The organism is Bacillus sp. XB1, from assembly GCF_053557995.1.
The window spans coordinates 373,953-399,343 of sequence record NZ_JBNRIL010000002.1; the positions used below are offsets into that span (position 1 = coordinate 373,953).

At 37.1% G+C, this 25,391-nt stretch carries 26 protein-coding genes and 2 other annotated features; of the genes, 24 read left to right on the plus strand and 2 right to left on the minus strand.

Going from position 1 to position 25,391, the window contains the following annotated elements:
* Positions 1 to 3 precede the first annotated feature (3 nt).
* Positions 4 to 420: an organic hydroperoxide resistance protein gene (locus ACK1U5_RS17235; RefSeq protein WP_000359781.1), complete on the minus strand. Its 417-nt coding sequence runs from the start codon at positions 418 to 420 to the stop codon at positions 4 to 6.
* 2 nt (positions 421 to 422) lie between these two features.
* Entirely contained in the window at positions 423 to 875 is a 453-nt protein-coding gene (locus ACK1U5_RS17240) for a MarR family winged helix-turn-helix transcriptional regulator (RefSeq protein WP_000133916.1), read from the minus strand.
* 416 nt (positions 876 to 1,291) lie between these two features.
* Here ACK1U5_RS17240 and hemA point away from each other — a divergent pair, with 416 nt between their 5' ends.
* The 24 genes from hemA to rpmA all read left to right on the plus strand — a co-directional run bounded on the left by hemA (position 1,292) and on the right by rpmA (position 25,345).
* Positions 1,292 to 2,626, plus strand: coding sequence for a glutamyl-tRNA reductase (gene hemA / locus ACK1U5_RS17245; protein ID WP_000547867.1), 1,335 nt, complete (start codon positions 1,292 to 1,294; stop codon positions 2,624 to 2,626).
* A 17-nt stretch (positions 2,627 to 2,643) separates the two neighbouring features.
* Positions 2,644 to 3,477, plus strand: coding sequence for a cytochrome c biogenesis protein (locus tag ACK1U5_RS17250; protein WP_000008991.1), 834 nt, complete (start codon positions 2,644 to 2,646; stop codon positions 3,475 to 3,477).
* A gap of 15 nt (positions 3,478 to 3,492) precedes the next feature.
* Complete coding sequence (hemC, locus tag ACK1U5_RS17255; protein ID WP_001226402.1) at positions 3,493 to 4,422, plus strand: hydroxymethylbilane synthase; 930 nt, start codon at positions 3,493 to 3,495, stop codon at positions 4,420 to 4,422.
* A gap of 2 nt (positions 4,423 to 4,424) precedes the next feature.
* Positions 4,425 to 5,177: a uroporphyrinogen-III synthase gene (gene hemD, locus ACK1U5_RS17260; protein ID WP_000992348.1), complete on the plus strand. Its 753-nt coding sequence runs from the start codon at positions 4,425 to 4,427 to the stop codon at positions 5,175 to 5,177.
* Positions 5,178 to 5,197: 20 nt separating this feature from the next.
* Positions 5,198 to 6,187 carry a porphobilinogen synthase gene (hemB, locus tag ACK1U5_RS17265; RefSeq protein WP_001087065.1) on the plus strand — a complete coding sequence of 330 codons (990 nt, stop codon included), beginning with the start codon at positions 5,198 to 5,200 and terminating at the stop codon, positions 6,185 to 6,187.
* Positions 6,187 to 7,476, plus strand: coding sequence for a glutamate-1-semialdehyde 2,1-aminomutase (gene hemL / locus ACK1U5_RS17270; RefSeq protein ID WP_000712943.1), 1,290 nt, complete (start codon positions 6,187 to 6,189; stop codon positions 7,474 to 7,476). Before hemB ends, hemL begins: the two co-directional genes overlap by 1 nt.
* A 79-nt stretch (positions 7,477 to 7,555) precedes the next feature.
* A complete protein-coding gene (spoVID, locus tag ACK1U5_RS17275) occupies positions 7,556 to 8,572 on the plus strand; it encodes a stage VI sporulation protein D (protein WP_002062448.1) in 1,017 nt (338 codons plus the stop codon).
* 66 nt (positions 8,573 to 8,638) lie between these two features.
* Positions 8,639 to 9,664, plus strand: a complete 1,026-nt coding sequence (gene ysxE / locus ACK1U5_RS17280) for a spore coat protein YsxE (protein ID WP_000350658.1) — start codon at positions 8,639 to 8,641, stop codon at positions 9,662 to 9,664.
* Positions 9,665 to 9,918: 254 nt separating this feature from the next.
* Positions 9,919 to 10,150 (plus strand) — a binding site (T-box leader).
* A 37-nt stretch (positions 10,151 to 10,187) separates the two neighbouring features.
* Entirely contained in the window at positions 10,188 to 12,833 is a 2,646-nt protein-coding gene (locus ACK1U5_RS17285) for a valine--tRNA ligase (RefSeq protein ID WP_069605005.1), read from the plus strand.
* 93 nt (positions 12,834 to 12,926) lie between these two features.
* Complete coding sequence (locus tag ACK1U5_RS17290) at positions 12,927 to 14,228, plus strand: bifunctional folylpolyglutamate synthase/dihydrofolate synthase (RefSeq protein ID WP_000582067.1); 1,302 nt, start codon at positions 12,927 to 12,929, stop codon at positions 14,226 to 14,228.
* Positions 14,229 to 14,393: 165 nt separating this feature from the next.
* Positions 14,394 to 15,344 carry a hypothetical protein gene (locus tag ACK1U5_RS17295; RefSeq protein ID WP_000361011.1) on the plus strand — a complete coding sequence of 317 codons (951 nt, stop codon included), beginning with the start codon at positions 14,394 to 14,396 and terminating at the stop codon, positions 15,342 to 15,344.
* Between the two features lie 232 nt (positions 15,345 to 15,576).
* On the plus strand, positions 15,577 to 16,152 hold the full coding sequence (locus ACK1U5_RS17300; RefSeq protein WP_001226291.1) for a Maf family protein: 576 nt from the start codon (positions 15,577 to 15,579) through the stop codon (positions 16,150 to 16,152).
* A gap of 46 nt (positions 16,153 to 16,198) precedes the next feature.
* Positions 16,199 to 16,876 (plus strand): DNA repair protein RadC, encoded by a 678-nt coding sequence (radC, locus tag ACK1U5_RS17305; protein WP_001013391.1) that lies wholly within the window; start codon positions 16,199 to 16,201, stop codon positions 16,874 to 16,876.
* A 157-nt stretch (positions 16,877 to 17,033) separates the two neighbouring features.
* A complete protein-coding gene (mreB, locus tag ACK1U5_RS17310) occupies positions 17,034 to 18,053 on the plus strand; it encodes a cell shape-determining protein MreB (protein ID WP_000466736.1) in 1,020 nt (339 codons plus the stop codon).
* Positions 18,054 to 18,094: 41 nt separating this feature from the next.
* Positions 18,095 to 18,946 carry a rod shape-determining protein MreC gene (mreC, locus tag ACK1U5_RS17315; protein ID WP_001135488.1) on the plus strand — a complete coding sequence of 284 codons (852 nt, stop codon included), beginning with the start codon at positions 18,095 to 18,097 and terminating at the stop codon, positions 18,944 to 18,946.
* Between the two features lie 14 nt (positions 18,947 to 18,960).
* Positions 18,961 to 19,506: a rod shape-determining protein MreD gene (mreD, locus tag ACK1U5_RS17320; protein ID WP_000975766.1), complete on the plus strand. Its 546-nt coding sequence runs from the start codon at positions 18,961 to 18,963 to the stop codon at positions 19,504 to 19,506.
* 35 nt (positions 19,507 to 19,541) lie between these two features.
* Positions 19,542 to 20,228 (plus strand): septum site-determining protein MinC, encoded by a 687-nt coding sequence (minC, locus tag ACK1U5_RS17325; protein WP_000391525.1) that lies wholly within the window; start codon positions 19,542 to 19,544, stop codon positions 20,226 to 20,228.
* Positions 20,229 to 20,230: 2 nt separating this feature from the next.
* Positions 20,231 to 21,028, plus strand: coding sequence for a septum site-determining protein MinD (gene minD / locus ACK1U5_RS17330; RefSeq protein WP_000503309.1), 798 nt, complete (start codon positions 20,231 to 20,233; stop codon positions 21,026 to 21,028).
* Positions 21,029 to 21,161: 133 nt separating this feature from the next.
* The gene (spoIVFA, locus tag ACK1U5_RS17335) at positions 21,162 to 21,908 is read left to right on the plus strand and encodes a stage IV sporulation protein SpoIVFA (RefSeq protein ID WP_000797471.1); all 747 of its coding nucleotides are present in this window, start codon (positions 21,162 to 21,164) and stop codon (positions 21,906 to 21,908) included.
* Positions 21,901 to 22,761, plus strand: a complete 861-nt coding sequence (spoIVFB, locus tag ACK1U5_RS17340; RefSeq protein ID WP_113710607.1) for a stage IV sporulation intramembrane metalloprotease SpoIVFB — start codon at positions 21,901 to 21,903, stop codon at positions 22,759 to 22,761. Before spoIVFA ends, spoIVFB begins: the two co-directional genes overlap by 8 nt.
* Positions 22,762 to 22,828: 67 nt before the next feature.
* Positions 22,829 to 24,217 carry an Rne/Rng family ribonuclease gene (locus ACK1U5_RS17345; protein WP_044584879.1) on the plus strand — a complete coding sequence of 463 codons (1,389 nt, stop codon included), beginning with the start codon at positions 22,829 to 22,831 and terminating at the stop codon, positions 24,215 to 24,217.
* A 77-nt stretch (positions 24,218 to 24,294) separates the two neighbouring features.
* Positions 24,295 to 24,372, plus strand: a sequence feature (ribosomal protein L21 leader region).
* A gap of 14 nt (positions 24,373 to 24,386) precedes the next feature.
* The gene (rplU, locus tag ACK1U5_RS17350; RefSeq protein WP_000270907.1) at positions 24,387 to 24,695 is read left to right on the plus strand and encodes a 50S ribosomal protein L21; all 309 of its coding nucleotides are present in this window, start codon (positions 24,387 to 24,389) and stop codon (positions 24,693 to 24,695) included.
* Positions 24,696 to 24,706: 11 nt separating this feature from the next.
* Positions 24,707 to 25,051 carry a ribosomal-processing cysteine protease Prp gene (locus ACK1U5_RS17355; RefSeq protein ID WP_002001054.1) on the plus strand — a complete coding sequence of 115 codons (345 nt, stop codon included), beginning with the start codon at positions 24,707 to 24,709 and terminating at the stop codon, positions 25,049 to 25,051.
* Positions 25,052 to 25,054: 3 nt separating this feature from the next.
* A complete protein-coding gene (gene rpmA / locus ACK1U5_RS17360; RefSeq protein ID WP_000944958.1) occupies positions 25,055 to 25,345 on the plus strand; it encodes a 50S ribosomal protein L27 in 291 nt (96 codons plus the stop codon).
* Positions 25,346 to 25,391: the final 46 nt, after the last annotated feature.

The window sequence follows — 25,391 nt, forward strand, 5'->3', positions numbered from 1 at the left end:
TTTTTAGCGTACGTTTAATGTAACTTCAATATTTCCTCGTGTTGCTTTCGAATAAGGACATACACCGTGAGCCGCTTCTACAAGTTCTTGTGCTTCGCTATGTGAAACGCCAGCCACATGTACATCAAGTACAGCAGATAGACCGAAACCACCATCTGTATCTTTTCCGATAGAAACGTGAGCAGTTACTTCTGTACTTTCTACTTTCACACGTTTTGTACGAATGACAAGTTGTAATGCACTATCGAAACAAGCTGCATAACCAGCTGCAAATAGTTGTTCTGGATTTGTTGCTTCTCCGCCTGCACCACCTAGTGCTTTCGGCATTTTTACATCAAGATTTAATATGCCATCATCTGAAACTACTTTCCCATTTCTTCCACCTGTTGCTGTTACTGAAGCAGTATATAATTTATCCATATTTATTCCCCTTTTCCATCATTAATTGTTTTCATTGTGTCAATTAGTTTATTTAGTTGAATTAATAAAGAGCGATATTCTTGCTCTGTAATTCCTAAGTTTGTAGCCATCGTTGTCGGTAATGAACAAGCCTTTTCCTTTAAATCTTTGCCTTGTTCTGTTAATTCAATACAAACTTTTCGCTCGTCTTCTTTGGAACGAACACGTTTTACAAGTTTTAATGATTCCATGCGTTTTAACATAGGTGTTAACGTACCAGAATCTAAAAATAGACGTTCTCCAATTTCTTTTACTGTTAGTCCATCTTGCTCCCATAGTACGAGTAAAGTAATGTACTGGGGATACGTAATACCCATTTCTTCTAAATAAGGTCGATAAAAACGAGTAACCTCTCTAGAGCAGGCGTAAATAGAAAAACAAAGTTGGTTATCTAGATGCAAAGAGTCTTCTGTCATAAATAACTCCCTTCTAATTAAGTTGTGCACAATTTAATTTTATAAAACCAATATAACGAAAAAGAAATACAATGTCAAATACATTGTATTGAGAAAGTCTTTGTTACATTTTGGAACAATCATACATATTTTCCTTCATGATGAAAGAAGATAGGGAAGATGATGTTATAATTTATATGGAATAGTTTCCATCACTTGATTATGAGGGCTTTTTTTGGTAACGTACAAATAGAGTTATTAATTTATAATCATTATAAAGTAGAAGTTTTTTTATTAGTGTTACTGAATCTCCTTTATTACATACGGAGAATAATTAAAAAATAATCAGTTGTTCACACGATTGTCAGATTCATAAGAGGAAAGTTGTATTATGATAGTAGATAAAGTGATAAAACGGGTGAAGGGGGACATGCTGCGTGCATATTCTTGTTGTTAGTGTAAATTATCGAACAGCCCCTGTAGAATTTCGTGAGAAACTCACATTTCAGGCAGCAGAACTAGAGCGAGCGATGACTACATTACAAAATCAAAAGAGCGTGTTAGAGAATGTCATTGTATCAACTTGTAATCGCACTGAGATTTATGCTGTTGTCGATCAATTACACACGGGACGGTATTATATTAAGAAGTTTTTAGCTGATTGGTTTCAGCTTGAAATAGAAGAAGTCGCGCCATATTTAACTATTTTTGAACAAGATGGTGCAATAGATCATTTATTCCGCGTAACGTGCGGTTTAGATTCTATGGTAGTCGGAGAAACGCAGATTTTAGGTCAAATAAAAGATAGCTTTTTAGAAGCGCAACAAGTTAAAGCAACAGGCACAATTTTTAATGAATTGTTTAAGCAAGTCATTACATTAGCAAAACGTGCCCACTCAGAAACAACAATCGGGGAAAGTGCGATGTCTGTTAGTTATGCTGCTGTTGAGCTTGGAAAGAAAATATTTGGCGAGTTAACAGATTGTCATGTGCTTATTCTTGGTGCTGGTAAAATGGGCGAACTTGCACTGCAAAACTTATATGGAAGTGGTGCTCGTAAAGTAACAGTTATGAATAGGACGCTTTCGAAAGCAGAAGTAATGGCTGAGAAATATATGGGACATGCAAAATCATTAAGCGAATTACAATGTGCATTATTAGAAGCAGATATTTTAATTAGTTCAACTGGTGCATCGGAGTATGTCATTACGAAAGAGATGATGACAAAGGTAGAGAAAATGCGCTCTGGTCGCCCTTTGTTTATGGTTGACATTGCAGTGCCACGTGATATTGATCCAGCGATTGATGAGCTAGAAGGTTCTTTCTTGTATGATATTGATGATTTACAAGGAGTAGTGGAGGCAAACCGTGCTGAGCGTTTGAAAGAAGCAGAGAAAATTCAATTTATGATTGAAGAGGAAATTGTTCTATTTAAAACGTGGTTAAGTACACTTGGTGTTGTTCCATTAATATCAGCTCTTCGTGATAAGGCACTTGCAATCCAAAGTGAAACGATGGTAAGCCTAGAGCGAAAAATACCAAACCTTAGTGATCGTGAGAAAAAAGTCATTAGTAAGCATACGAAAAGTATTATTAATCAATTATTAAAAGACCCAATTTTAGTAGCGAAAGAAATAGCTGCTGAAGAGGGAGCGAGCGAAAAATTAGCGTTATTTGCGAAGATTTTCGATTTAGAAACGGAAGACGTAGAGAGTTGTGCGGAAGAAGTAGAACATAAAAAAGTGTGGACACCATCCGTTCCATCTTTATAATTTGGAAGGATGATCGGATGAGTTTTTTAAATAACAGTATTATTTATCATATTGCAATTATTTTATATGCTTGTAGCATTAGTTTATATTTTATAGATTATTTCCAAAGTAACCGAAAGGCGAACCGATTTGCTTTTTGGTTACTTGCGATTGTATGGGTCCTGCAGTCTATTTTTATGTTGCTTAGGGCTACAGATTCAGAAACGAATCCAATTTTAACTTTATTATCAGGGATTTATTTTTATGTTTGGTTATTGATTACGATGTCGTTAGTCATTAATCGATTTATGAGAATCGACTTTTTAGTCTTTTTTACAAATGTTGTTGCATTTGGCGTAAGCGCTTTTTCTATTTTTACACCGCTCGGAAAGATGTCGCCAGTACTTGCGGAACAATTAGTTTCAGAACTTGTATACGTGCATGTCGGTATGGCAATTATTTCTTACGCAACGTTTACTGTATCGTTCATTTTTTCTATTATGTACTTATTACAATATCGCCTATTAAAAAAGAAAAAATGGAATGCGAGATTAAGAAGGTTAGGGAATTTACCGAAGCTAGAATCTATGTCTTACGGATTAAATTTATTTTCTGTTCCATTTTTCTTACTAGCAATTTTATTAGGATGTATATGGGGATATACAAAATTGGATAATTTCCATTGGTATGATACGAAAGTAATCGGATCTTTTGTCGTTCTATTTGTGTATTGCACAGGTTTATATTTACGAGCGGCAGATGTGTTGCAAGGTAAGAAAATTGTACAGTGGAATATCGGATCGTTTCTCGTAATGCTAGTAAACATTTTTCTATTAAGCAGTTTATCCAATTTCCACTTTTGGTATTTATAATGAGGAGAGAGAATTATGCGCAAAATTATTGTAGGATCACGAAAGAGTAAACTAGCATTAACGCAAACAAACTGGTTTATTGATCAGTTAAAAGCCCTAGGTCTACCATATGAATTTGAAGTGAAAGAAATTGTCACAAAAGGTGATGTTATTTTAGATGTTACTCTTTCAAAAGTAGGCGGCAAAGGCTTGTTTGTAAAAGAGATTGAACACGCGCTACTTACGAAAGAAATCGATATGGCTGTACATAGTATGAAAGATATGCCAGCCGTACTTCCAGAAGGTTTAATGATTGGTTGTACACCAAAGCGTGTTGACCCTCGTGATGCTTTTATCTCAAAAAATGGAGCATCGTTTAAAGAGTTAGCGGAAGGTGCTATTTTAGGTACGAGTAGTTTAAGACGTAGTGCACAGCTACTCGCTGCGAGACCAGATTTACAAGTTAAGTGGATTCGCGGGAATATCGATACACGTTTACGTAAATTAAAAGAAGAAGATTACGATGCGATTATTTTAGCGACAGCTGGATTACAAAGAATGGGCTGGGATGATGAAGTTATTACAGAACATTTAGATGAAACGTTATGTGTACCTGCTGTAGGACAAGGTGCATTAGCGATTGAGTGTCGTGAGGATGATAAGGATTTATTGCAATTGTTAGCGCATATTAATGATACGATAACAGAAAGAACAGTGGCAGCGGAGCGAGTATTTCTTCATAAACTTGAAGGTGGATGCCAAGTTCCAATTGCTGGATATGCAACCCTTACAGAGAACGATGCAATCGAATTAACAGCTCTTGTTGGCTCTATGGATGGCTCTGTTTTATTAAAAGAGACAGTAGTGGGTACTAATCCTGAGGAAGTAGGATTAGAGGCCGCGGACCGTTTAATTAAGCAAGGCGCCCAAGAACTCATTCTTGCTGCAAATAAGGAGCAACAATAAATATGAACGCTCTCGCTGGAAAAACGGTATTGATTACACGTGCCCAGCATCAAGCGAAACAAATGAGTGTAGCAGTGAAAGAAAAGAGCGGAATTCCATTGGAAATTCCGCTTTTGCGTATGGAAGGTATGTCTCATAGGCAAATTCAACATATTGAAGAGCAGCTACATTCATACGACTGGGTTATTTTTACGAGCAGAAATGGTGTAGCTTTTTTTCTAGATAGTTTAAAAAAGAAACTACCACTAACCATTAAAATCGCTGCGGTAGGTGTGAAAACAAAATTAGAGTTAGAAAAAAGGGGCTATCAAGTTCATTTTGTTCCGACTTCATTTGTTGCAGAAGCATTTGCAGAAGAGTTTCTAAAAGAATTAAGTGGAAATGAACGTATTTTATTTCCGAAAGGGAATTTAGCAAGAGAGGTAATTCCGGTTGCACTTCGGGAAATTGGTGTTTCTCTAGATGAGCTAACCGTATACGGTACGAAAGTGAATATAGAAAAAAAGCAAGAGCTTATAGCGGCATTGAAGTTAGGGAAAGTAGACATTATTACATTTACGAGCCCTTCAACTGTTACTAGTTTTGTTCGTTTACTTGAGGGTACAAACTGGAGAGAATGGACAAAAAAATGTACAATTGCTTGTATAGGACCTATTACGGAAAAAGAGGCAAGTCTTTATTTTCCGTCTGTTATTGTGCCGAAAGAGTACACTGTAGAAGCATTACTACAATGTGTTTGTGAATCTATAAAATGAAAGAATGGGGATAGAAATCTATGAACTCTTTACAATTTAATCGTCATCGTCGTTTAAGACAAAGCGGGGGCATGCGTGCGCTTGTGCGTGAAACGTTTTTACATACGGAAGATTTTATTTACCCTATTTTTGTATTAGAAGGTGAAAATGTTCGTAATGAAGTTCCTTCTATGCCAGGCGTATATCAAATGTCTTTAGATTTATTGCAAGCTGAAATGCAAGAAGTTGTTGATTTAGGTATTCGTTCTGTTATTGTATTTGGTTTACCTGCTGAAAAGGATGAAGTTGGATCATCAGCATATTGTGATCATGGAATTGTACAACGTGCTATTCAGCAAATTAAAGGTGATTTCCCTGAACTAGTAGTAGTTGCAGACACATGTTTATGTCAATTTACAAGCCATGGTCATTGCGGTGTAATTGAAGATGGTATTATTTTAAATGACGAGTCTCTTGCAGTTCTTGCGAAAACAGCTGTAAGTCAAGCGAAAGCAGGAGCGGACATTATTGCGCCATCAAACATGATGGATGGCTTCGTAACAGCAATTCGCCATGCATTAGACGAAAATGGTTTTGGACACGTGCCAGTTATGTCGTACGCTGTGAAATATTCATCAGCATTTTATGGACCATTCCGTGATGCTGCGCACGGTGCACCGCAATTTGGTGACCGTAAAACATATCAAATGGATCCGGCAAACCGTATGGAAGCATTCCGTGAAGCAGAATCGGATGTAATGGAAGGTGCAGATTTCTTAATCGTAAAACCAGCTCTTTCTTACTTAGATATCGTTCGTGATGTGAAAAATAACTTTAATTTACCAGTTGTCGCTTATAATGTAAGTGGTGAATATTCGATGATTAAAGCGGCAGCGCAAAATGGTTGGATTAATGAAAAAGAAGTTGTTCTTGAAAAATTAATTAGTATGAAACGTGCAGGAGCAGATTTAATTATTACGTATCATGCAAAAGATGCAGCAAGATGGTTACAAGAAGGAGGCGCTAAATAATGAAAAAGTTTGATAAGTCAATTGCAGCGTTTGAAGAGGCGCAAGACTTAATGCCTGGTGGCGTAAATAGCCCGGTTCGTGCCTTTAAGTCTGTTGGGATGAATCCGTTGTTTATGGAGCGTGGAAAAGGCTCTAAAGTATATGATATCGATGGGAATGAATATATCGACTACGTATTATCATGGGGTCCTTTAATTCATGGTCATGCAAATGATCGTGTTGTAGAAGCGTTAAAATCTGTTGCTGAAAGAGGTACAAGCTTCGGTGCACCAACAGAAATTGAAAATAAATTAGCAAAACTTGTTATTGAGCGCGTGCCATCAATTGAGATTGTGCGTATGGTTAACTCTGGAACGGAAGCAACAATGAGTGCACTACGTTTAGCTCGTGGTTATACAGGTCGTAATAAAATCTTGAAATTTATCGGTTGTTACCACGGTCATGGTGATTCGCTATTAATTAAAGCTGGTTCTGGTGTGGCGACTTTAGGTTTACCAGATAGTCCTGGTGTACCAGAAGGTGTAGCGAAAAATACGATTACAGTAGCTTATAACGATTTAGAAAGCGTAAAATACGCGTTTGAACAATTCGGTGATGATATTGCTTGTGTAATTGTAGAACCAGTAGCAGGAAATATGGGGGTTGTTCCTCCACAGCCTGGATTTTTAGAAGGTCTTCGTGAAGTAACAGAACAAAACGGTGCATTGCTTATTTTTGATGAAGTAATGACAGGGTTCCGAGTAGCTTATAATTGTGGCCAAGGTTATTATGGCGTAACGCCTGATTTAACATGCTTAGGTAAAGTAATCGGTGGTGGTTTACCAGTAGGAGCATACGGTGGTAAAGCGGAAATTATGCGCCAAGTTGCGCCAAGCGGACCGATTTACCAAGCTGGTACTTTATCAGGTAACCCACTTGCAATGGCGGCAGGTTATGAAACGTTAGTACAGTTAACGCCAGAATCATATGTAGAATTTGAGCGTAAAGCTGAAATGTTAGAAGCTGGATTACGTAAAGCAGCTGAAAAACATGGCATTCCTCACCATATTAACCGTGCAGGCTCTATGATTGGTATTTTCTTTACAGATGAACCCGTTATTAATTACGATGCAGCAAAATCTTCAAACTTAGAATTCTTTGCGGCTTACTATCGTGAAATGGTAGAACAAGGTGTATTCTTACCGCCATCTCAATTCGAAGGTTTATTCTTATCGACAGCACATAGTGATGCAGATATTGAAGCGACGATTGCAGCAGCTGAAATTGCAATGTCAAAATTAAAAGCGTAATGTATTAGAGAAAATCGCTCTCCGTAAGGGGAGCGATTTTTTTTATTCATAAAGTAAGCTTTCCGCACATAAATCTGTAATGACATATAGTTTGGGAGGGGGAAAAGAAGTGGCTGCAGATCATTCATTACGATTTTCATTAAAAGAATCTGTGTGGTTCCAAAAAGGACAGGAAGTCGAAGAACTTTTGTCAATTTCGTTAGATCCAGACGTTGAGATAGAAGAGCTTGATCATGAAGTAATCGTGAGAGGACAATTAGATTTAACGGGAGAGTATGTTGCACGAAAAGATGATTCGGCGTATTCATTAAGAGAACTATCGCCAGCAAAGTCAATTGATTATGTAGAAACAAGAGAAGATGGGGTTAATGAACTTGTTCATTCCTTTCCACTTGAAATATCAATTCCGAGAAATCGAGTGAAAGTAATTGAAGAGCTATATGTATCAATCGAGGAATTTGATTATGAATTAAAGGAAAATGGTTGCTTACAATTATTAGCGGATATATCTATTACAGGTTTGTGTGATGAAGAGAGAAGCGAGGATGAAGTTGAAGAGGAAGAGGAAGAAACGGTGTATGCTGAGTTAGAAGAAGATTCAGCGCAAGAGGATGAAAATAGACCGGCGCCGCATGTAGAAGAACCAGCATATAAGGAATCAGATGAGTGGGAAGATTACGCATTTGAACCGTTCCAATTAGAGGAAAGAAAAGAGCAGGAATTAGAAGAAGAGAAAATAGAAGAACATGAATTTGTGGAACGTGAAGAGGAGCAAGAAACAACGCCACAATTTGAACTGTTCGGACGAAAAGATTTCAAGAAAGAAAAAGCGAAAAAGCAGGAAGAACAAGAAGAAGAGTACTCACAGCGAGATGAAAATGCGCTTTATTTAACAAAACTATTTACGAAAGAACCGGAAGAAGAATTTACAAAGTTAAGAATGTATTTCGTGCAAGAAGGGGATACAATTGAATCTATTGCAGACCGTTATGAAACGTCTGTACAAAATTTACACCGTGTCAATCAAACAGAAGATATATTTTTAAATACGGGGCAAATTATTTATATTCCCGTTTCAAGGGTAAAGACGAAATAAGGAAGTGAGTGTTTTCACTCACTTCCTTTCTTAGAGGCTATGTTTTGAATAGAAAGGGTTATTCGTATGGATATTGAGTTGCGAAATCACTATGAACCTATTGTGAGGCAATATAGATTGGATACGCAGCATATGGAAGAGCACGGAAATGTAATGAAAATTTATACGAATCAAGGTCCATATGCACTCAAGAAAATAGAAGGCAGAAAGTTAGAGCGGAATAACTTTCTGCATCATATTCAATATTTGAAGGAGAAAGGTTTTTCAAATTATGTACCTATATATCATGCGACGGATGGAAGTTATATTTTAAGTGACGGGACGTATAATTATTATTTAATGCCTTGGTTAGAACGTGCAGAAGGAAACGGTGAGGACAATGATCAATACCATAAAATGTTTCAGACACTTGGAACGTTGCATCAAAAAACTGTGAAGGAAGAAACGTATACGGAAGAAGATTTAGAAAAACATTATACAAGTATATCCGATCGTTGGGAAAATGATGGTGAGATGTTAGAAGAGTTTCTCGTAGAATCTGAATCAAAATGGTATATGTCCCCGTTTGAATTGCAATATTGTACGTACTATCATCATGTAATGAGAGCGCGTGAATTTGCAACGAAGCAATTAAATGAGTGGAACGATGCGATGAAAGAAAAAGAGAAAACGCGTATTACTTTTGTGCATGGTAATGTGTCACTTAATCATTTTTTATTTGACTATGAGCGGAATGGCTATTTTATTAGTTTAGAAAAATCGAAGTTTGCAACGCCTGTGCAAGATATAGTAGGTTTTTATTCACGTTCTTTAAACACATATCCAATCGCAAGAAGTGATCGGTTTGAATGGTTTCAAATGTATCAAAAAAATTTCCCTTTTACGAAAGAAGAGCAACTACTTATGTTTGCGTATATGACGTATCCATCGCAATTTATTCGGCAAATCCAGTCTTATAAGAAAAGAAGAGATAATCGCAACGAGGAAAATGAACTGCGCGGAGTAAAGAGTTTGCAACAATCGCATTGGCTCGTTAGCAATATAGAATATTTCCTGTCGCAATTACAAGCTGCCCAGCAAGGGAACGGATAAAGTAAAGGCATTCTCCGCTGATGATTAGCCTTCACCAATTGGGCGTTTACGGGCAGCAGGGCTCCCATCTAACTTCTTTGCTTCAGCTGAGTTTTGAGGTGGAGGTCTTACTGCCCGCAAATAGCGGGGGAAAGAAGATAAGTAGAGGATTCTACTTATCTTCTTTTTTTTGCACGAAAAGCTGTAGTTTTAAATTTATCTTGACGAATAAGGTTTCGTTTTTTACACTATTGTATATAATAATTAACAATCATATAAATGCCTTGAAGGGGAAGAGTATAACATGAAACGTCTTCAGAGAGGAGAATCATTAGCTGAGAGATTCTCTAGATAGTTATGTTAGAAGGTAGCCCTGGAGCATCTTTTCTGAACGGAATAGTTCTTATTAGGAAAAGACGGATTTGTCCGTTATCAAATTAAGAGTATAAGCAAATTATGAATTTGTTTGTAAATAAAGGTGGTACCGCGATGTCCCTCGTCCTTTTTGGATGAGGGACATTTTTTATTTTAAGGAGGGAAAATAATGTCAAACACGGAAAAGAATTTACCAACTAAATATGATCATATGTCCGTTGAAGAAGGCCTTTATCAATGGTGGCTTGAAGGCAAATATTTTGAAGCAACAGGAGACGAGAAGAAACAACCGTATACAATTGTAATTCCACCTCCGAACGTAACTGGTAAGTTACACCTAGGTCATGCTTGGGATACAACTCTTCAAGATATTTTAACTCGTACGAAGCGTATGCAAGGATACGATGTACTATGGCTTCCAGGAATGGACCATGCTGGTATCGCAACACAAGCGAAAGTAGAAGGAAAACTTCGTGAAGAAGGTATTTCACGTTACGATCTTGGCCGTGAAAAATTCCTTGAAAAAGCTTGGGAGTGGAAAGAAGAGTACGCTTCTCACATTCGTCAACAATGGGGGAAAGTTGGTTTAGGACTAGACTATTCTCGTGAACGCTTCACATTAGACAAAGGTTTATCAGATGCGGTTAATAAAGTATTCGTTCAATTATACGAAAAAGGCTTAATTTACCGTGGTGAATATATCATCAACTGGGATCCAGCAACACGTACAGCTCTTTCTGATATTGAAGTAATTCATAAAGAAGTTCAAGGTGCATTCTATCATATGAACTATCCGTTAACAGATGGTTCTGGTCACATTCGTCTTGCGACAACTCGTCCAGAAACGATGCTTGGTGATACAGCAGTAGCAGTTCATCCAGAAGACGATCGTTACAAACATTTAATCGGAAAAACAGTTACACTTCCAATCGTAGGCCGTGAGATTCCGATTATTGCTGATGAGTACGTAGAAAAAGATTTCGGAACGGGCGTTGTAAAAATTACACCAGCTCATGACCCGAATGACTTTGAAGTAGGTAACCGTCATGACTTACCACGCATATTAGTAATGAACGAAGATGGAACAATGAACGAAAAAGCTGGTAAGTATAACGGTATGGATCGTTTCGAATGCCGTAAAGAATTAGTAAAAGACTTACAAGAAGCTGGCGTATTAGTAGAAGTCGAGCCACATATGCATTCAGTAGGTCATAGTGAGCGTAGCGGTGCAGTTGTTGAGCCTTATTTATCAACACAGTGGTTCGTAAAAATGGCTCCACTTGCTGAAAAAGCAGTAGCGCTTCAACAAAAAGAAGAAGAAAAAGTAACGTTCGTACCAGAGCGTTTTGAAAACACATATTTACGTTGGATGGAAAATATTCATGACTGGTGTATTTCTCGTCAATTATGGTGGGGACACCGTATTCCAGCTTGGTACCATAAAGAAACTGGTGAAGTATACGTAGGTACAGAAGCACCAGCAGATATTGAAAACTGGAATCAAGATAACGACGTACTTGATACATGGTTCAGTTCAGCGTTATGGCCATTCTCAACACTTGGTTGGCCAAATGAAGATTCAGCAGATTTCAAACGTTACTATTCAACAGATGCACTAGTAACGGGTTATGATATCATCTTCTTCTGGGTATCTCGTATGATTTTCCAAGGTTTAGAGTTTACAGGAGAGCGTCCATTTAAAGATGTATTAATTCACGGTTTAGTTCGTGACGAGCAAGGTCGTAAGATGAGTAAATCTCTTGGTAACGGTATTGACCCAATGGATGTTATCGAGAAGTACGGTGCAGATGCAATGCGTTTCTTCTTATCAACAGGAAGTGCACCAGGTCAAGATTTACGTTTCAGCATGGAAAAAGTAGAATCTACTTGGAACTTCATTAATAAAATTTGGAACGCATCACGTTTCGTATTAATGAACATGGATGATATGAAGTATGAAGAAATCGATTTAACTGGTGAAAAATCAGTAGCAGATAAGTGGATCTTAACGCGCTTAAACGAAACAATCGAAAGCGTAACACGTAACATGGATAAATATGAGTTCGGTGAAGCTGGTCGTTCATTATACAACTTCATTTGGGACGATTTCTGTGATTGGTATATTGAAATGGCGAAACTTCCACTATACGGTGAAGATGAAGCAGCTAAGAAAACAACTCGTTCTATTTTAGCTTACGTATTAGATCAAACAATGCGTCTATTACACCCATTCATGCCATTCGTAACAGAGAAAATTTGGCAACATTTACCGCATGAAGGCGAGTCTATTACAGTAGCTGCGTGGCCAACAGTTCGCGAAGATTTACAAGATACGGAAGCTGCGGCAGAAATGCACCTTCTAGTTGATATCATTCGCTCTGTTCGTAACATCCGTGCAGAAGTAAATACGCCAATGAGCAAAAAAGTTCAAATGCAAATTAAAGCAAAAGATGAGGCTGTACTTGCTCAACTTACGAAAAACAGCTCTTACATTGAGCGTTTCTGTAACCCAAGCGAATTAACAATTCAAACGGACTTACAAGCGCCAGAAAAAGCAATGACTGCAATCGTATCAGGTGCAGAGTTATTCTTACCGTTAGCTGATCTTATCAATCTTGATGAAGAGAGAGCTCGTCTTGAGAAAGAACTTGAGAAGTTCGATAAAGAAGTAGAACGTGTACAGAAGAAACTTTCTAACCAAGGTTTCGTAGCGAAAGCTCCTGCAGCGGTTATTGAAGGAGAGCGTGCGAAAGAGCAAGATTACCTAGAAAAACGCGAAGCAGTTCGTCAACGTCTAGCAGATCTTGAAAAGTAAAAATGTTTTTAGAGACTCACTATATTGGTGAGTCTCTTTTCTTTGCGTATAATAGAACTATGAAAGTTGTCTTTTGAAAGGGGAAAAACATACGTGATACATACATACGAAGAAGCGATAGGGTGGATCCATAGCCGATTGAAATTTGGAATTAAGCCAGGATTAGAAAGAATGAGATGGATGTTAGAAGAACTTGGAAATCCAGAGCGTCATATAAAATGTGTTCATCTTGCTGGTACAAATGGAAAAGGTTCAACGTTAACATATATGCGTTACATGTTAGAAGGCGCGAAATATAAGGTAGGAACGTTTACCTCTCCTTACATCGAATCATTTAATGAACGCATTAGTGTGAATGGAACACCAATTGCAGACGAAGAGATTACTGAACTTGTAAAGATGGTAAAACCAGTCGTGGAAAAACTAGATGAAACGGATTTAGGGGAAGCGACAGAGTTTGAAATTATTACTGTTATGGCGATTTGCTATTTCGGTAAAGTCAATTTCTGTGATGTTGTTTTATTTGAAACAGGGCTTGGTGGACGTTTTGACTCTACCAATGTCATACACCCTGTTCTCACGATTATTACGAATATCGGTCACGATCATATGCATATTTTAGGAAATACACTAGGGGAAATTGCATATGAAAAGGCAGGGATTATTAAGTCTGGCGTGCCGGTAATTACTGGTGTACAAGATGAAGAAGCTTTGCAAGTCATTCAAAATGTTGCAAAGGAAAATCATGCAAACTTATACGAACTTAGCAAGCATTTTACAGCGTTACATAAACAGTCTAATGAAGATGGGGAACAGTTTGATTTTACTTGTCCTTTTTCCGCATTTGAAGATTTGCAAATCTCAATGAAAGGCATTCATCAAGTAGGAAATGCAGCGTTAGCACTTATGGCAGTAATGTATGTAAAAACATATTTATCATTTTTAATTGAGGAAGAGGAAATAAGAACGGGATTACTGGAAGCATATTGGATTGGGCGCTTTGAAAAGCTACAAAGTAACCCGGATATTATTATAGATGGTGCTCATAATCCAGAAGGTATCGAAAGCCTTGTGAAAACAGTAGAAGCGCATTACAAAGATAAAAATGTAATAGTGTTATTTACTGCCCTTGGTGATAAACAATTACATAACATGGTAGGCCAATTAGAAACCATTGCAGATGAAATTATTTTTACAACATTCGCCTTTGATCGTGCTATTTCTGCTGACAAGCTTGCATCATATTCACAGAAAGAATCAAAATTAGTTTTTGAAAATTGGAAAGAGGCAATTGATACAAAAGTTGAAAAGATAGCAGAAAATGATGTTTTTATCATAACAGGTTCTCTTTATTTCATTTCTGAAGTACGAAAATATATTCGCGAGAAAAACTAGATAGTCTTTGCTATCTAGTTTTTTTGTTCTACAAATGAAGTCAAATGCATACATATAAGATAAATATATAGGGTTATTTGGCGAATTCCTCTGACAAATATCTCGTTTTTTTATGAAATGAATATGATATGATGCGGACAACGATAAGAGGTGAGGTGTGAGTGTATGGACAAGCAATCACGAACGATCTCAGTGAAAGTGAATGGAACAGAAGCGAAGTATGAGGAAAAAAAGAAAGATGAATTTGAATGGATGGTAGTAGAAAGTGAACGACCGAAAAATGTTGTTCCGTTTCAAAAAGCGAAATCAATGTCTGTGGAAAAATACCGAAAGAAGTGGAGTAATACATTAATTGTAATCGTTGCAACTGCAATCATTATCGGTACAGCTTTTGGAATGGGGATGCTTCATTTACTTACTGGACAAGGAACGACAGGAGGAAGTGAAGTGACAGCTTCAAGGCCGACTGGAAATGGAGAATCAAAGGTGGGTGGAACGGCAGAACAAACCCCAGCACCGAAAGAAGAAAAACAAAAAGCACAGGCAGGAACGTCATTGGATCCGATGAAATTATTTTTTGTTCAAGGGGGGCTTTATTCTTCTGAAGAAAAGGGACAGGCAGCTCTTGAAGAATGGAAAGGCAATGGGGGCATTGGTGCTTTGAGACCGAGCGGTGATAAGTATGCAATAGTTGTTGGTATTGCTAGCGATGAACAGTCTATAAATCAATTAATGACTAAGTATAAAAATGATGGTGTCTCCGTTTTAAAAAAGAGCTGGGATATAACAGATAAAGCATTGCTGAAAGATGATAAAGAAGTAGGGACATTTTTAACAAAAGTGCAGCCATTATACACTCATTTAGCAAAATATGCTTCTAGCGTACAAGTTGGTGGAAAAAGCAGCCAAAAAGATATAGAAGCAATTGAAAAAGAATGGAAAAAGGTTGAAAAAGAAGGGGAAAGTATGAAACGAGAAGAAGCAAAGAAACTGTATATGTATACGTCGGTAGCTGTACAAACAGTAAAAGATGGGAAGGTGGATAAGGAATCTTTGGCGAAATTAAATCAAGTTATTATTGATGGTTTACTCTCGTATGAAAAAATTGTTTCGTAGAAAGTGAAATGATAGGATAATAAAATGAGTAAGAAAGAAGTACATGTACTTCTTTCTTTTCTTTTGAATTTAGAGCAAAGTGCTTTCTCTATGACGGGAATATAATCGTATGCAATAAAGAAGTTTTATTTTAGTTAGAGAAATTAATATTTCTTTCATTTGTGGGCAAACTATTCCTTTGATACGATTAATATAAATTGTTCTGCTTCATGTGAGAAAGGAAGGAGAAAATATGAGAAAAATAATTTTAGCTTCAGGATCACCTCGGAGGAAGGAATTACTTGAGTTAGCTAGTGTGCCATTTGAAATCGTTGTAAGTGAAGTAGAGGAAACAATTGGTGCATATTCATCGCCTTCTGATATTGTAATGTCGCTTGCCTTGCAAAAAGCATCAGCGGTGGCAGAAAATAATAGTGATCACATTGTGTTAGGTGCAGATACAATTGTTACATATGAGTCGCGTATTCTTGGTAAGCCTTCTAATGAGGATGAGGCGAAAGAGATGTTACAATTACTATCAGGGAAAACACATGAAGTGTATACAGGTGTTGCGATTATAGCAAAAGAAAAAACGGTTACTTTTTATGAGCGTACAGAAGTTACATTTTGGGAGTTAACAGAAGAGGAAATTGATACATACGTCGCGTCGAAAGAACCTCTTGATAAAGCCGGTAGTTATGGGATTCAAGGTAAAGGATCTATTTTCGTTCAAAATATTCAAGGGGACTACTATAGTGTAGTTGGCTTACCGATCGCACGCCTCGTTCGGGAATTAAAACAATTTGATATTGATGTAACCCATGCGTAAAATTGCATGGGGTTTTCTTTGAGAGAACAAATAAAGGGGTGGAGAGATGAACGGTATTCGTGATGTTGTAAGAGAAGAACAGCCACGGGAGCGTTTATTGTTAGAAGGTGCTGGAAGTTTATCCAATCGAGAGCTTCTCGCAGTGTTACTCAGAACAGGTTCTAAAGAAGAAACAGTTTTAAAGTTGTCAGATAAAATTTTACACCAATTTGATGGCTTACGTATGTTGAAAGATGCAACATTAGAAGAGCTAATTAGTATACATGGTATTGGGATTTCAAAGGCATCGCAACTTATGGCAGCCTTTGAACTAGGCAGAAGAATGGTACGTTTAGAATATCAAAATAGATATAGTATTCGAAGTCCAGAAGATTGTGCGAAATACATGATGGAAGAAATGCGTTTTTTACAACAAGAGCATTTTGTTTGTTTATATTTAAATACAAAAAATCAAGTTATACATAGGCAAACGATCTTTATTGGAAGTTTAAACACGTCAATTGTACACCCGAGGGAAGTTTTTAAAGAAGCCTTCCGTCGTGCAGCAGCCTCTATCATATGTCTTCATAACCATCCCTCAGGAGATCCCACGCCGAGCCGTGAAGATATTGAAGTAACCAAACGCTTAGTAGAATGCGGCCAGATTATCGGAATTGAAGTGCTTGATCATATTATAATAGGTGACCATAAATTCGTGAGTTTAAAGGAAAAAGGTCATATTTAAGACTATGCTTTTTACTTATTTTGTTTTATAATGTGATTTATGAGTTTTTTGTAGAAATTTATCTACAAAAAGGATAAAGATATAAAAAACGTACTGTTTTTATAATATAAATTAAGAAAAAATGAGTCCGTGAAAACAAGAAAGGAAGATAAATAATATGTTTGGATTTGGTGGATTTACTCGCGATCTTGGAATAGACTTAGGAACTGCGAACACGCTTGTATATGTAAAAGGAAAAGGTGTAGTTTTACGTGAACCTTCAGTAGTGGCGTTACAAACTGATACGAAACAAATCGTTGCTGTAGGTAGCGACGCAAAACAAATGATTGGTCGTACACCAGGGAACGTTGTGGCACTTCGCCCGATGAAAGACGGTGTAATTGCTGATTACGAAACAACTGCAACAATGATGAAATATTACATTCAACAAGCTCAAAAATCAAACGGTTTCTTCTCACGTAAGCCGTATGTAATGGTATGTGTACCATCTGGTATTACAGCTGTAGAAAGACGTGCAGTAATCGATGCGACTCGTCAAGCGGGTGCTCGTGATGCTTATCCTATCGAAGAGCCATTTGCAGCAGCAATTGGTGCAAACTTACCTGTTTGGGAACCAACTGGTAGTATGGTTGTTGATATCGGTGGTGGTACAACAGAAGTTGCAATTATTTCTCTAGGTGGTATTGTAACAAGCCAGTCAGTCCGTGTTGCTGGTGATGATATGGACGATTCAATCATTCAGTACATTAAGAAAAGCTATAACTTAATGATCGGTGAAAGAACAGCTGAAGCATTAAAATTAGAAATTGGTTCTGCAGGCGAGCCCGAAGGTATCGAGCCTATGGAAATTCGCGGTCGTGATTTAGTAAGTGGTTTACCAAAAACAGTACTAATTCAGCCAGAAGAAATTGCAGATGCATTAAAAGATACAGTAGATGCGATTGTAGAATCAGTTAAAAATACGTTAGAAAAAACTCCACCTGAATTAGCGGCTGATATTATGGACCGCGGTATCGTATTAACAGGTGGCGGGGCATTACTACGTAATTTAGATAAAGTAATTAGTGAAGAAACGAAAATGCCAGTTCTTGTTGCAGAAGATCCATTAGATTGCGTAGCAATTGGAACAGGTAAAGCATTAGACAATATCGATCTTTTCAAAACTGCTGCTCGATAATATTGCAAAATAAAAATCAGTGAAATTAAGAGGGTGTGAACGTGCCACAGTTTTTCTTAAACAAAAGATTAATTGTTTTGTTGGTTAGTATTATTCTTCTCGTGGCATTGATTGGAATCTCATTGAAAGAACGGAACAGTTTAACATGGCCAGAGCAGTTTGTTAAAGATACTGTCGGTGTTGTAGAACGTGTATTCCAAAAGCCAGCGAAATACGTAGCTGGATTCTTCGAAAATGTAGAGGATGTAAAGCGCACGTATGAAGAGAATAAAGAATTAAAAGCAAAATTAGATAATTATGCAGGTCTATCAGGGAAAGTAAAACAATTAGAAGATGATAACAAGAAGCTACAAGAGCTAACTGGTAAAAAAGAGTTAAATAGCGGGTATACTGAAATTCCAGCTACTGTTGTTTCTCGTAATCCAGATAAATGGTACGATTTAATTGGAATTGATAAAGGGGCACAGCAAGGAATTAAAAAAGATATGGCTGTAGTAACTTCACAAGGGTTAGTTGGAAGAGTGAAAAGTGTATCTCAGTTTACATCATCAGTAGAATTACTAAGTTCTATGAGCCGAACAAATCGCGTTTCTGCCATTGTACAAGGGCAAGAGAAAATCTTTGGATTGATTGAAGGTTATGACAAAGAAAAGCAATTACTTCTTTTCACAAAGATTGGCTCTGATGCACCGGTAGAGAAAGATCAACTAGTTGTAACATCTGGACTGGGTGATATTTTCCCGAAAGGTCTTGTAATTGGAAAAATCGTTGAAGTTCAGCCGGATGCATATGGCTTAACAAAAACAGCTTATGTAAAACCTGCCGCTGATTTAAATGACGTAGAGCATATTACGGTTGCTAAACGTGCAACACCTTCAGCGCCATTAGAATAGGAGGAGAAGAAGAGATGATGAAGATATTAAAAAGAGCAGCTCTTCCTCTTTTGCTCCTTTTTGTGTTTCTATTTGAAAATATGTTTGCTACTGTTGTTCCAACGGATGTGTTTTGGAAAGACAGCATAGCAGCACCGCATTTCTTTATAATCGTATTATGTTTTATTACAGTGTATTATAGTCCGGTCCAAGGGATTTATTACGGACTATTATTTGGCTTCTTATTTGATACCGTATACACAGAACTTGTCGGGATATATATTTTTGCTTATCCGATTTTAGCTTATTTAGTATATAGTGTGATGAAAGTACTACAATTGAATTTATTTATTGTTGTTTCTATCATATTAGCTAGTGTTGTAGCACTAGAGTATTATGTGTATGGATTCTTAACTTTATTAGGACGTACTCATATGCCAGCGTATGTCTTTTTCACAGATCGTCTCCTTTCTACTTTATTGTTAAATGCTATTTTCTTATTGATAGTTTGTTTCCCACTGAGACGATATATAGTGCGTCTTTCAAAAGCGATGGAAGAAAAAGAAAAAAGGATTTTCTAATTTTATGTCGAATTGAATCGGTGGGGTGAACTTTAGTGGAAGAAAAAAAGCAACAAAATGTAACGATAAAAGGGACAAAAGATGGGATAACGCTTCATTTAGATGATTGTTGTTCATTCTCAGAATTATTGGTGGAATTAGACGAAAAACTTTCTACACATTACTACGATGGTGATGGACGCTCTCTAATTGAAGTGCATGTGAAAGTAGGAAATCGTTATTTAACAGAAGTCCAACAAGAAGAGATTCGTACGTTAATTCGTAATAAAAAGAATCTTGTTGTGGATTCAATTGAAAGTGATGTTATCACTAAAGCAGAAGCAATAGCTTGGAAAGAAGAAACAGAAATTGTCCCTATTTCCAAAATTGTTCGCTCTGGACAAGTTTTACATGTAAAAGGAAATTTGTTGTTAATTGGAGATGTTAATCCAGGCGGAACGGTTATCGCTGGGGGGAATATTTTTGTCGTAGGATCATTAAGAGGAATTGCACATGCTGGGTATTATGGGGATTCGGATGCTGTAATCGCTGCATCTGTTATGAACCCGATGCAACTTCGAATTAGTGATGTGGCAATGCGGGCTCCGGAAGAGAAAGAAGACGGAGCGGAGGCGGCAGAATGTGCGTATATTAATGAGAACAATCACATTGTTGTCGATCGCCTGCAACTTCTCACTCATCTTAGACCTAATTTAACAAAGTTAGAAAGGGGAATTGTATAGCTGTGGGAGAGGCAATAGTAATTACATCTGGAAAAGGCGGAGTAGGTAAAACTACTACATCTGCGAACATTGGTACGGCCCTAGCGTTATCTGGAAAGAAAGTGTGCTTAATTGACACAGATATCGGTCTTCGAAATTTAGACGTAGTAATGGGGCTGGAAAATCGTATTGTATTTGATCTTGTTGATGTCGTTGAAGGGCGTTGCCGTTTACCTCAGGCTCTTATTAAAGACAAACGTTTTGATGATCTTTATTTATTACCTGCAGCACAAACGAGTGATAAATCAGCGGTAACACCTGAACAAATGGATGAATTAATACAAGTATTACGTCAAGATTATGATTACATATTAATCGATTGTCCTGCGGGGATTGAGCAGGGATTTAAAAATGCGGTAGCTGGTGCGGATAAAGCAATCGTTGTTACGACTCCAGAAGTATCCTCAATGCGCGATGCGGATCGTATTATTGGGCTTTTAGAAAAAGAGGATATTGAACCACCGAAACTTGTTATTAACCGTGTACGTAGTCATATGCTTCATGAACAGGATATGTTAGATGTTGATGAAATTGTACGTACATTGTCAATCGAGCTTCTTGGTGTTGTCGAAGATGACGATGAAGTTATTCGAGCTACAAATACAGGTGAACCTGTGGCGTTGCAACCAAGCGGAAAAGCAGCGTTGGCTTATCGTAATATTGCAAGACGCTTGTTAGGTGAGAATGTACCATTACAAGCATTTGAACAAGAAAAGGTATCGGTATTTGCAAAGGTGAAAAACTTCTTTGGAATCCGTTAAGAGCACTTCGCACATATGCGAGGTGCTTTCTTTTTTCTTCACACGAATATCTTTCTTTCTTAGCTCATACATATGTACAAACTGTATACAACTGTTTCTAATGAAATTAGCTTAACGAAAGAAAGGAGACAGTATGAAGAATAGACGCGTAGAAGAAATTAAAAAGCGGATTGCAAAAAGGAAGGCCGAGCAAGAAAGGATGGAGGAAGAGCAGTATTTTAACGGAGGGAATTTTGATAGTGAAGCGGTATTTATTGAAGATGGAGAAAAGGAAATGCATCCTTTATTTCGAAAGGAAGTCTTTTTCTTCAAAGTTTTATTATCAGCAATATTAGTTCTTTCGGTTGCTATTTTATATAAGAATGCTCCTTCTTCATTCAATGGAGCTAAAGCTGTTACAGAAAAAGTGATGAAAGAGGAATTTCAGTTTGCTACTGTAGCGAAATGGTACGAAAAGCAATTTGGAAAACCGCTCGTATTCTATTCGCCGAACGAGAAAAAAGAAGGAAGTATTCAGCAAAAAGATTATGCAATTCCTGCTTCTGGAAAGGTAATGCAAGGGTTTCAAAAAAATGGCCAAGGTGTATTTGTCCAAACAGCTACAAATGCAAAAGTGGAGTCAGTAAATGAAGGGTTAGTTGTTTTTGCAGGCAAGAAAGAGGAACTTGGAAATACGGTTCAAATTCAACATGCAGATGGTACGGAGTCATGGTATGCAAACTTAAACGATATGTCAGTGAAATTATATGATTACGTTTCAAAGAAACAAAAAATTGGAACGGTGAGTAATGATACAAATGATAAAAATGGAAAGTTTTATTTCGCGATAAAAAAGAATGAAAAATTTATTGATCCGATCCAGGTGATATCATTTGATTAAATATAGGGACGTTTTAACGAAAATTTCCGTGCATCCATTATTTTGGGTTATTATTGTCATTGGTATTTTTACTGCGCGTTTTAAAGAGTTACTACTGTTATTTTGTATTGTTCTTATTCATGAACTTGGGCATGCTTTTGCAGCAGCACACTATAATTGGCGTATAAAAAGAATTCAGCTTTTGCCGTTTGGTGGCGTTGCCGAGCTTGAGGAACATGGTAATAAGTCATTGAAAGAGGAACTTGTTGTCGTAATTGCAGGACCGATTCAACATGTTTGGATGATGCTGGTAGGTTACATGTTGTTCGAAGCCGGTTGGCTGAATACAGATTTATATTATTTCTTTATGTGGAATAATATAATTATTTTAGCATTTAATTTACTCCCTATTTGGCCGTTAGATGGCGGGAAAGTATTGTTTAATGTATTATCATATCGTTTCCCTTATTTACAAGCACATGAAAAGATGATGCAATTGTCATGTGTTTTTTTGGGTGTAATATTAGGATGGCAGTTACTCTGGAATAGTAACAATATTATGATGTGGGTACTACTCATATTTTTAGCAGTGTCATTATATCAAGAGTGGAAACAAAGACGGTATGCATTTATGCGTTTTTTATTAGAACGTTATTATGGAAACAAAAGAGGAATCGAAAAGATTGCACCTATTGAAGTGCAAACGGAAGATCGTTTATATACGATCTTCACAAAATTTCGTAGAGGATATAAGCATTCTATTATCGTCCGTGGAAAATATAAAGAGCATTACACATTGGATGAAAATGAATTGCTCTATGCATATTTTACTGAAAAACGAACAACTTCATCAGTTGAAGAATTAATCGGTTAGTGTTGACGATAGCACTAACCTTTTATTATTGTAAAAGCAAAGAAGATTATAAAGTGAGGAAATAATTTTGAAAACGTTATATGTGAATTACGCTGGTTCGGAAAAGCGGGTTGCAATTGAAGAGAAGAAAAAAATTGTTGAGTTTTTATGGAAACGTAATGAAGAGCAAGAGATTGTTGGGCATATTTATGTTGGACGTGTCGTAAGAACAATTGCTGGAATGAATGCAGCTTTTGTAAACATCGGTTTAGAAAAACATGCTTACCTTTCATACGATGATGTACCATCTTCTTATCGTATACATGAAGGGCAAGCGATACTCGTACAAGTTGTAAAAGAGGCAATTGATACGAAAGGGCCTAAATTGACAGCGAATATAGAATTTACCGGGAAATATGTCGTTTATATGCCGTTTGATGAGATGCGCGCTGTTTCTCGAAAAATAAAAAATAATAAAAGAAGACAACAGTTACTCCAAATTGAAATAGAGGGAATGGGGGGATACATTTTCCGTTCTGCTTCTGAAAAAGGAGCAATTGAAGAAATACAAGCTGAAATGCAAGAGTTACAACAGTTGTATGAAGAGTTAAAAAGAAAAGAGGGCCAAGGAAAGGCGCCGTTATTACTTCATCGACCGGCGACCTTTTTAGATCGTGTATTTCAAGAGAATCCAATTGAAACCATTGAAAAAGTAGTTGTAGATACAAGAAGTATAGTAAAAGAATTAGAAGACAAAGTTGGAAAAGAAAAAGTATCTTTTTATAATGAAAAGTCTTCGATGTTTAACCATTTTGGAATAGAGCGTGAAATTGAGAAAGCACTTCAAAAAATTGTGTGGCTTCCAAATGGTGCTTATTTAATTGTAGAACAAATGGAGACGATGACTGTAATTGATGTGAATACGGGCAAGTTTACGGGAAAACAAAATTTACAAGATACAGTACTTCGCACAAATGAGATGGCAGCTGAAGAAATTGCACGCCAATTAAGACTTCGTGATATTGGTGGTATGATATTAATTGATTTTATTAATATGAAAAAAAGAGAAGATAAAGAAAAGGTAAGAGAATGTCTTATAGCTGCTATGCAAGATGACCGCACATATACAAGGGTGCTCGGCTTTACGGAGCTAGGGATTTTGGAAATGACACGTAAACGTAAAAAGCATTCTTTACGGGACGTATTATTAAAAGAGTGTGTACCTTGCAAAGCGACGGGTTATGTGATGTCGCATGAAACAATTGCGTATGAGTTAGAGAGAGAACTAATCACATATGGCAATATAGAAGATGAAGCGGTATTAATCGCTGCGCCTAAAGAACTGCAAAAACAGTTTTTGCAAAAAGAATTACAAAAAAATATTCCATTTGAAATTTATTTCAAAGATGATAATATCGAAAAGTATGCTATCGTTCGTTTTGGAAGTAAAAAAGAAATTGTAGAGCGGAAAAAATAGTTAGCAGAACATTTATTGACAACCGTCTATGATTCATGATAACATCTTTATGTTATAGTTTATAGCACCTAAACGGCTATATGCTACAACCGCACAAGACAGGTTCCCTAAAGGCATTTATGTCTACCTCGTTTTTGGCGAGTCTTAGTAATTAAGAGGAGGTGCAAGTATGTACGCAATTATCGAAACAGGTGGAAAACAAATTAAAGTTGAAGCTGGTCAAGCAATCTACATTGAAAAATTAGATGTTGAAGCTGGTGAAACTGTTACTTTTGACAAAGTTCTTTTCGTTGGTGGCGAAAACGTTAAAGTTGGTAGCCCAGTTGTAGAAGGTGCAACAGTTACTGCGAAAGTTGAAAAACAAGGTCGCGCTAAGAAAATTATCGTTTTCAAATACAAAGCGAAAAAGAACAATCGTAAGAAACAAGGTCATCGTCAACCTTACACTAAGCTAGTTGTTGAAGCTATCAACGCTTAATTCTGGTTAACATGATTAAAATTACGATAAGTCGCACGAAATTAGGAAGTATCCAATCATTTAAAATGACTGGACATGCCGATTATGCGCCACATGGACAAGACCTTGTCTGTGCTGGAACTACAGCGGTTGTGTTTGGTTCTATAAATGCAGTGGAAGAACTTTGTAATGTGCAAGCAACTATTGAACTCGGAAGTGATGGCGGATTCTTAACGTATGAATTGCCTAATGATTTAGACGTTCATACAGCAGAAAAAGCACAAACACTTTTAGAAGGATTAGTTGTTTCGCTTAAGACGATCGAACTTGATTACGGAAAGTATATCCGTTTAATAGAAAAAGTGCAGGAGGTGTAACGTATGTTAAGATTAGATCTTCAGTTTTTCGCATCTAAGAAAGGTGTAGGTAGTACAAAGAACGGTCGTGACTCTCAGTCAAAACGTCTTGGTGCTAAACGCGCAGATGGTCAAACGGTTACAGGTGGTTCAATTCTTTACCGTCAACGCGGTACAAAAATTTATCCAGGTGTTAACGTTGGTCGTGGTGGCGATGACACTTTATACGCGAAAGTTGACGGCGTAGTACGCTTTGAGCGTCTTGGTCGTGACCGCAAACAAGTGAGCGTATATCCTGTTGCTCAAGAAGCATAAGAACTCACGGAAAACTCTAACCTGAGTGCAGGTTAGAGTTTTTCTA